General features: G+C 62.6%; 7 protein-coding genes and 1 tRNA gene. 5 read left to right on the top strand and 3 right to left on the bottom strand.

Features of this window, described 5'->3' with window-relative positions; all coding sequences use genetic code 11:
* Nucleotides 1-291: 291 nt before the first annotated feature.
* Both MTR64_RS13375 and yghU read right to left on the bottom strand, forming a co-directional pair.
* A tRNA-Gln gene (locus tag MTR64_RS13375) sits at nt 292-366 on the bottom strand.
* 113 nt (nt 367-479) lie between these two features.
* On the bottom strand, nt 480-1328 hold the full coding sequence (gene yghU / locus MTR64_RS13370) for a glutathione-dependent disulfide-bond oxidoreductase (protein ID WP_243994578.1): 849 nt from the start codon (nt 1326-1328) through the stop codon (nt 480-482).
* Nucleotides 1329-1537: 209 nt separating this feature from the next.
* On the opposite strand from yghU, the gene MTR64_RS13365 reads away from it, so the two are divergent.
* From MTR64_RS13365 to MTR64_RS13350, 4 genes are all read left to right on the top strand, one after another.
* Nucleotides 1538-2134: a DUF7700 domain-containing protein gene (locus MTR64_RS13365; protein ID WP_243994577.1), complete on the top strand. Its 597-nt coding sequence runs from the start codon at nt 1538-1540 to the stop codon at nt 2132-2134.
* Between the two features lie 75 nt (nt 2135-2209).
* Nucleotides 2210-2821, top strand: coding sequence for a TetR/AcrR family transcriptional regulator (locus tag MTR64_RS13360; RefSeq protein ID WP_243994576.1), 612 nt, complete (start codon nt 2210-2212; stop codon nt 2819-2821).
* Nucleotides 2822-2917: 96 nt separating this feature from the next.
* Nucleotides 2918-4132 (top strand): aromatic ring-hydroxylating oxygenase subunit alpha, encoded by a 1215-nt coding sequence (locus MTR64_RS13355; RefSeq protein ID WP_243994575.1) that lies wholly within the window; start codon nt 2918-2920, stop codon nt 4130-4132.
* Entirely contained in the window at nt 4129-4473 is a 345-nt protein-coding gene (locus MTR64_RS13350; protein WP_243994574.1) for a hypothetical protein, read from the top strand. Before MTR64_RS13355 ends, MTR64_RS13350 begins: the two co-directional genes overlap by 4 nt.
* A gap of 89 nt (nt 4474-4562) precedes the next feature.
* Here the strand turns inward: MTR64_RS13350 and MTR64_RS13345 are convergent, their stop codons facing one another.
* The gene (locus MTR64_RS13345) at nt 4563-5663 is read right to left on the bottom strand and encodes a branched-chain amino acid aminotransferase (RefSeq protein ID WP_243994573.1); all 1101 of its coding nucleotides are present in this window, start codon (nt 5661-5663) and stop codon (nt 4563-4565) included.
* Between the two features lie 216 nt (nt 5664-5879).
* Between MTR64_RS13345 and MTR64_RS13340 the strand changes: the two genes are divergently transcribed.
* Nucleotides 5880-6080 carry a hypothetical protein gene (locus MTR64_RS13340; protein ID WP_243994572.1) on the top strand — a complete coding sequence of 67 codons (201 nt, stop codon included), beginning with the start codon at nt 5880-5882 and terminating at the stop codon, nt 6078-6080.
* Nucleotides 6081-6416 lie beyond the last annotated feature (336 nt).

Below are 6416 nucleotides of genomic sequence, written 5' to 3'. Positions count from 1 at the left end.
TTACACTAACAAATCACACGGACCACTCAGCGGGGGCCGATCACAGGAGTAAGGGGATCGGCCAGCGATCCCTTTTTCAGTGCGTCGAGCGACGCGGGTGTGAGTGTCTTTGCAACGTCTCTTGCCATAACCGATGCTCCGGTCGGCTCCCGTCACAGCAAAAATCATGACACAAATCCTGACACAATTGGTGTCCAACCGGGGCTAGCCGAGGCTTACCCAGTCCAACACACTGTGCTCAGCTTTGTCTCGTAACGCACTGTGAAAAGGCTGAATCTTGAGAGACTCGGTTGGCTGGGGCGGCAGGATTCGAACCTGCGAATGCCGGTACCAAAAACCGGTGCCTTACCACTTGGCGACGCCCCAGCAGGAATAGCTGCATGTGCGCAGCCTTCGAGAGAGGTGCCGCGCTTAGCCGCTAATCCAAGCGCTGAAAAGGCCTTTTGGGGCACATTTTCCACGCCGGATTTTGTACCTCGTCAGGAGGGCATGACTGCGTCGATGTCTGCAGCACTGTGCCGTTCGGCGATGAAGCCGTCGCTGGTGCGATTTACCACCGATCCACGTTTCACTGCCTTGCGCTGGCCGATCGTGTCCACCCAGCGGGCGAGGTTCTTGTAGCTTGCCATGTCAAGAAACGTTGCGGCGTCGCCATAGGCATCGCCTGTGACCAGCCGCGAGAGCCAGGCCCAGGTGGCGATGTCGGCGATGGTATAGTCTTCACCCGCCAGATAAGTGCTCTCGGCCAGGCGCCGGTCGGCGACGTCGAGGATGCGCTTGGCTTCCATGGTGTACCGGTTGATCGGGTATTCGTATTTCTCGGGGGCGTAGAAATAGAAGTGGCCGAAGCCGCCGCCGATCACCGGCGCGGTCGACATCTGCCACATCAGCCAAGAGATGCATTCGGCGCGGGCGGCAGGCTCTGTGGGCAGGAACAGGCCGAACTTTTCGGCGAGGTGCATCAGGATTGCACCGGATTCGAACACGCGGATGGGTTCCGGGCCGGAGCAGTCGAGCAGGGCGGGGATCTTCGAGTTCGGGTTGACCGAGACGAAGCCGGTGGAGAACTGGTCTGCGTCAGCGATCGAGATCAGCCAGGCATCGTATTCGGCACCGGTCTTGCCGGCCGCGAGCAGCTCTTCCAGCATGATCGTGACTTTCTGCCCGTTGGGCGTGCCCAGCGAATAGAGCTGCAGCGGGTGCTGGCCGCGCGGCAGGTCCTTTTCATGGGTGGGACCGGCGATGGGGCGGTTGATCTTGGCCCATTCGCCCCTGTTTTCCGCGTCCCAGGTCCAGACTTTCGGCGGCGTGTAGGTGGGATCGGACATGACGGAGGCTCCTGTATCGCGGGGAGGTCATCAGGTAGGTTCGGCACCGGCGCGGAGCAACCACCGGCGCCCTGAAAGTTCGCGGACTGGCCATTGGCGACTGGGCGGCAAGCGGGGCGCGGCGTCTGGACGTTGGATCAAGCCGCCGCGATTGACAGGCGAGGGCTTCAGGCGTGCATTGGCCGGAACGATTTCGGGGAGAGACTGTCATGGATGCCGATGCCGCACTGCCGCCTGTCCATGCACCGGGCAACCGCACCGTCGAGACGATCCGCGGTCAATATCACAAGTTCATGCTGATCCCGATGATCGACCACCATGCCGAGTGGTTCGAGGCAGGGCCCGTCTCTATCGCCGTCGAGGCGCGGGCGCTGGGCGACAGCCCGCAGCGCATGGTGCGCGGCCCCAGCATCCACGTGTTCAACGCGGCCCGGACCGAAGAATACATTCGCTTCGACGTGTTCGGCAAAGTGCTGCACTATCACTACATTCTCAACGGGCCGCAGCATAACATGCTGTGGGGCTATGATCCGGACGTGAACGGCCCGATGATCCCCTGGGCCTGCACTGCGCTTCGCGACCGGTTGCCGGTCATGCTGCGCCGGGCCGGTGCCGATGCGCTGGCGGTTGAGGTGGAAGAGCAGGGGTGGGACAGTTCGGTGCTGGAAGCCGTGACACGCGCGGCCACGTCGGCGCTGGCCCCGCGCGACGACGACATGATCCGTGCCCGCGAAGGCATGGACTGGATGTACGAATGGAAGCGAGTGCATCCGCAGTTCAACACGGTGGAAGAGGGCGAATACTGACATCTTCCCGTCGCGGGGCTTGCCGGTCAGCGCTCATGTCCCCATGGTCGGCCCGGTCAAACGGATCGGGACAAGATGAGCACACCACAGGTACAGCCCGCGAAGGCCAGGCCGGCGCGCCGGCGCAACAAGGCTTTCGATGAAACGCACACCGCTCTTATCGAAACGGCGGTGCGGCTTGTTTCCGAAAAGGGCATGGAAGCGCTCTCGCTGTCCGAAGTCGCGCGCGAGACGGGCGTCAACCGCACGACCATCTATTACCACTTCGACAGCCGCGAGGCGCTGGTGGATGCCGTGAGGGACTGGTCGTCCCGCCAGCTTGCGGCCGCGTTCTCCCCCGGGGATTCACGCGAAGACCGCACACGCTACATCGCCCGCTTCGTAATAGAGAACCCGGAATTGATCGGCCTGTGGGCCGAGGAGTTTCTGTCGCCCGGCGCGATCGTCGACCGTTACCCCGAATGGAACCGCCTTGTCGCCGGGATGCGCGAACAGCTTGCCTCGCGTCCGGAAACCGCCGGTATCGATGCCGAGGCGTACTGCACGCTCATGCTGACCTGGGCGATGCTGGGGCCGCGCGTCTATCGCGGCAGCGTGCGGCCCGATCTGCCCGTCGAGGAGGCCATCGAGCGCATGACGCAAGCCCAGGTGGGCATCATGCGCCTGCATGGAATCGAGTCGTTCTAATTTTTACGACAGACATGTTGTAAAAAGTGGGGCGGGGGCCTATACCGGTTGTCGCAGCCCAGAGTCGTTTGCGGGATCCGGGCGGGAGAGAGCGCCATGAATTCACCCACGACATTCACCCCTGTAGGTCAGGACGAGCTTGACTGGCTGGGCACTGATCCGGTGCCAACCAAGCCTTATTACGACCCCGCATGGTTTGAGCTGGAGCGTGAGGCGGTGTTCCGCCGCAGCTGGCAGCAGGTCGGCCACGTTTGCGAACTACCCGAGCAGGGCAGCTTCATCCGCCGCGAACTGGAAGTATTGGGCGCCTCACTGTTGATCGTGCGTGGCAAGGATGGCGAAGTGTGCGCGTTCCACAACGTATGCACGCATCGCGGCACGCAGCTGGTCGATGAAGCGGCGGGAAAGCGCAGCACTTTCAGCTGCCCCTATCACATGTGGACTTTCGGACTCGATGGCGGGTTGATCTCGGCGCCTGACTTCGAATCCTTCCACGTGACCAAGGCCGAATGCGCGCTTCCTCAGTTGGCTTGTGAAGTGGTGGGCGGGCTGATCTTCGTGCACTTCGGCAAGCCCGAGAGCAGCTTGCGCGAATGGCTTGGGCCTTATGCCAACAAGCTGGAGATGATGCCGGTGGCCCGCGCGACGACGTTCTCCGAATATGTCTATGACATCGATGCCAACTGGAAGCTGACCTACGACAATTTCCAGGAAAACTACCACCTGCGCTTCATCCACCCCTCGGCAGCAGGGCCGTCGACGAGCCCGGACAATCCCTTTGCCTATCCCACGGCCTATGATTTCCACGGGCCGCACCGCTCGCAGCGGATCTGGACGAAACCCGACATGGCGCCGCCCACTGGCGTGCAGGCGGTGGCTTTCCAGCGCGGCGCCATTTGCGCGATGGCGGATGGCATTCTGGGTGCGGAAACCGCCAAGGACTACATCGGCCTGTTCCCGAACTTCTTCGTGTTCGGCTCGCCGATGCAGCACTTCTCGCACACCGTCTATCCGATTGCGGCTGACAAGTCGCGCGGGGTGATCCGGCTCTACTGGATCGGGGAAGACGAGACACCCAGCGAGCGCTTTGCCCGCGAATACTTCATGGCTGTCGCCCGCGACGTCCATACCGAGGACCGCGCGGTGATCGAGCGTGGCCACAAGGGCCTTGCCAGCGGTGCGCTTGAATACCTGCATTTCCAGACGCAGGAATCGCTATGCCGCCACTTGTTCAACATGGTTTCGGAAAAGGTCGAGGCCTATCGGGCAGAACTGACTGGCCGGGCCGAACAGGAAGGAGCCAGGGCATGAGCACGCAGACCTTGCTTCCCGAAAGCTTCGCCGCGCTCGAGCCGTACGTCGCTGGCTGGGCGCGGAACGGTTCGGCTGCACGGGCGGGCAGGCGCGGCAACTCGACGGCGGAGGAACGCGAGGCGTTCTATGCGGCGGTGGCGGGTGAATTGCCCCGTGCACTCGACTACCTCGACGCCAAGGGTTTTGCCGCGTTGGATGACGCCGATCAGCGGTTGATGAACATGATGCTGTGCCTCGGCCACGTCGCACTGGCGGTGGAGCAGCAGAACGACGCCGAACCGCGCCACGCGCGCGACCGTGCACACATGCACATCACGCACACGCCTGCGGGAGCCTGATTTTCATCAGGACGAGGGTGCTGAAAAGGAAAACCCCGGAGCAGTATGCTGCTTCGGGGCTTTTTTATGTCCTGTTGCGGCAGGCCGCCTTAGCCGATCTTGCGCACCCAGCCGTGGGTGTCCTCAGCTTCGCCGCGCTGGATCGCGACCAGTCGGTTCTTGAGCTTCTGCGTCAGCTGGCCGGGGCCGCCCGAGCCGATGGTGAACTCGCCATCGCGTCCGGAAACCTTGCCGACCGGCGTGACCACCGCAGCGGTACCGCATGCGAACGTCTCGATCAGCTTGCCCGAAGCGGCATCCTCGCGCCACTGGTCGAGGCTGTAGCGGCCTTCCACCACCTTGAGCCCTTCCTCGCGCGCCAGCGTCAGCAGGCTGTCGCGGGTGATGCCGGGCAGGATCGTTCCGGTCAGTGCCGGGGTCAGCAGGGTGCCGTCCTCGAATGAGAAGTAGAGGTTCATGCCGCCCAGTTCCTCGATCCACTTGTGCTCGGCGGCATCGAGGAAGACGACCTGATCGTGCCCGCGAGCCATGGCCTCGCTCTGTGGCACGAGGCTCGCGGCGTAGTTGCCGCCGCACTTGGCGGCGCCGGTTCCGCCGGGCGCGGCACGGGTGTAGTCCGAGACCCAGATTGAGACAGCCGGTGCGCCTGACTTGAAGTAGTTGCCGGCAGGGCTGGCGATGACGATGAACTTGTACTGTTTGGCCGGACGCACGCCGAGAAAGGCTTCGGTCGCGATCATGAACGGACGCAGATAGAGCGAGGCTCCTTCGGCCTCCGGAATCCACGCGCGATCGATCTGGACCAGCCGCTCGACGGCCTCGACGAACAGGTCCTCGGGCAGCGTCGGCATGGCCAGGCGTTCGGCCGAATGGTTGAAGCGTGCCGCATTGGCTTCCGGGCGGAACAGGGCGATCGAACCGTCCGCCTGCTTGTAAGCCTTGAGGCCTTCGAAGATTTCCTGCGCATAGTGCAGCACCGCCGCCGCCGGATCGAGCGCGATGGGTGCGCGCGGGCCAATGACCGCGTCATGCCAACCCTGAACCTCGGTCCATTCGATTACTACCATGTGGTCGGTGAAGTTCGTGCCGAAGCCGGGATTGGCGAGCACGGCTTCGCGCGCCTCGCTGCTGGCGGGCGCGGGGTGGGGCAGTGTGGTGAACTTCAGGCCGGCATCGGCGAGACTCGCCATGGTAGAGGGGATCCTTGCTATGGAGTGACTGCGCGCCGTTGAATGAAAATTACGTTTAATGCAATAAAAAAGTAATTTTCCATCACGACTGATTTGTCATAGCACGGTGGCCATTGGGCGCAAATGGGATCAGGGCTGAACCCTGATTTGCCGAGGCGTGGAAAACTGCCAGCCGGTGCGTGGACGCGGTGGGATGCTGTCTCTAGCGGCGGCGCCATGAGCATCATTGCAACGATCATGAATTCGGCCACCGGCGAGCCGATCCAGAAAATGACCTTCGGGCGCATGCCCAAGCCCTGGGCCAGCTTCAACCTTGCCACTGGCGAACTGGTCACGGCAGACCGGGTTCATGTCGGCAAGCCGGCGCCGGGCAAGTTCATAACGCCGGTTGAGGTTTGGGTCACGCCCAAGGGCTAATCCGGTTCGCCCAAACGATAAGGTCGCACCGGTTTTCCGGTAAGGTACGGGGGAGTGGCTGGCCACAAATGAGAAGGGCCGCACCGGATCACCGGTACGGCCCTTCGCATGGTCAGCGGCCGGAAGTGCCGCCAGCGAGTACCTTTATCGCTTAATCAGAAATCAGCGATAATGCCTCGCGACGGAAATTGCCGACCTCTCTGCTGAACCATGAGACATCGGATCACCTCCTTTCGCGCTGTTGAGCCAAGTTAGCCACATCATGTGACCGGGACTTCGAGTTCCCCCGGGCGCGTTTCCCGGGTCTCGTCGTCCTGAGCCAATGTGTGTCTGATT

Origin of the sequence: Novosphingobium album (ex Hu et al. 2023), from assembly GCF_022832385.1 — a bacterium.
Classification (GTDB): Bacteria; Pseudomonadota; Alphaproteobacteria; order Sphingomonadales; family Sphingomonadaceae; genus Novosphingobium; species Novosphingobium album.
Note: the sequence above shows the minus strand (reverse complement) of the source record. Positions and strands in the feature narration are given on the sequence as shown.

What these genes read in the sequence shown, in the direction of transcription:
- yghU (WP_243994578.1), bottom strand. Translation starts at nt 1,328, where the DNA reads ATGTCCGATCCCACCTACACGCCGCCGAAAGTCTGGACCTGGGACGCG.
- MTR64_RS13365 (WP_243994577.1), top strand. Translation starts at nt 1,538, where the DNA reads ATGGATGCCGATGCCGCACTGCCGCCTGTCCATGCACCGGGCAACCGC.
- MTR64_RS13360 (WP_243994576.1), top strand. Translation starts at nt 2,210, where the DNA reads ATGAGCACACCACAGGTACAGCCCGCGAAGGCCAGGCCGGCGCGCCGG.
- MTR64_RS13355 (WP_243994575.1), top strand. Translation starts at nt 2,918, where the DNA reads ATGAATTCACCCACGACATTCACCCCTGTAGGTCAGGACGAGCTTGAC.
- MTR64_RS13350 (WP_243994574.1), top strand. Translation starts at nt 4,129, where the DNA reads ATGAGCACGCAGACCTTGCTTCCCGAAAGCTTCGCCGCGCTCGAGCCG.
- MTR64_RS13345 (WP_243994573.1), bottom strand. Translation starts at nt 5,663, where the DNA reads ATGGCGAGTCTCGCCGATGCCGGCCTGAAGTTCACCACACTGCCCCAC.
- MTR64_RS13340 (WP_243994572.1), top strand. Translation starts at nt 5,880, where the DNA reads ATGAGCATCATTGCAACGATCATGAATTCGGCCACCGGCGAGCCGATC.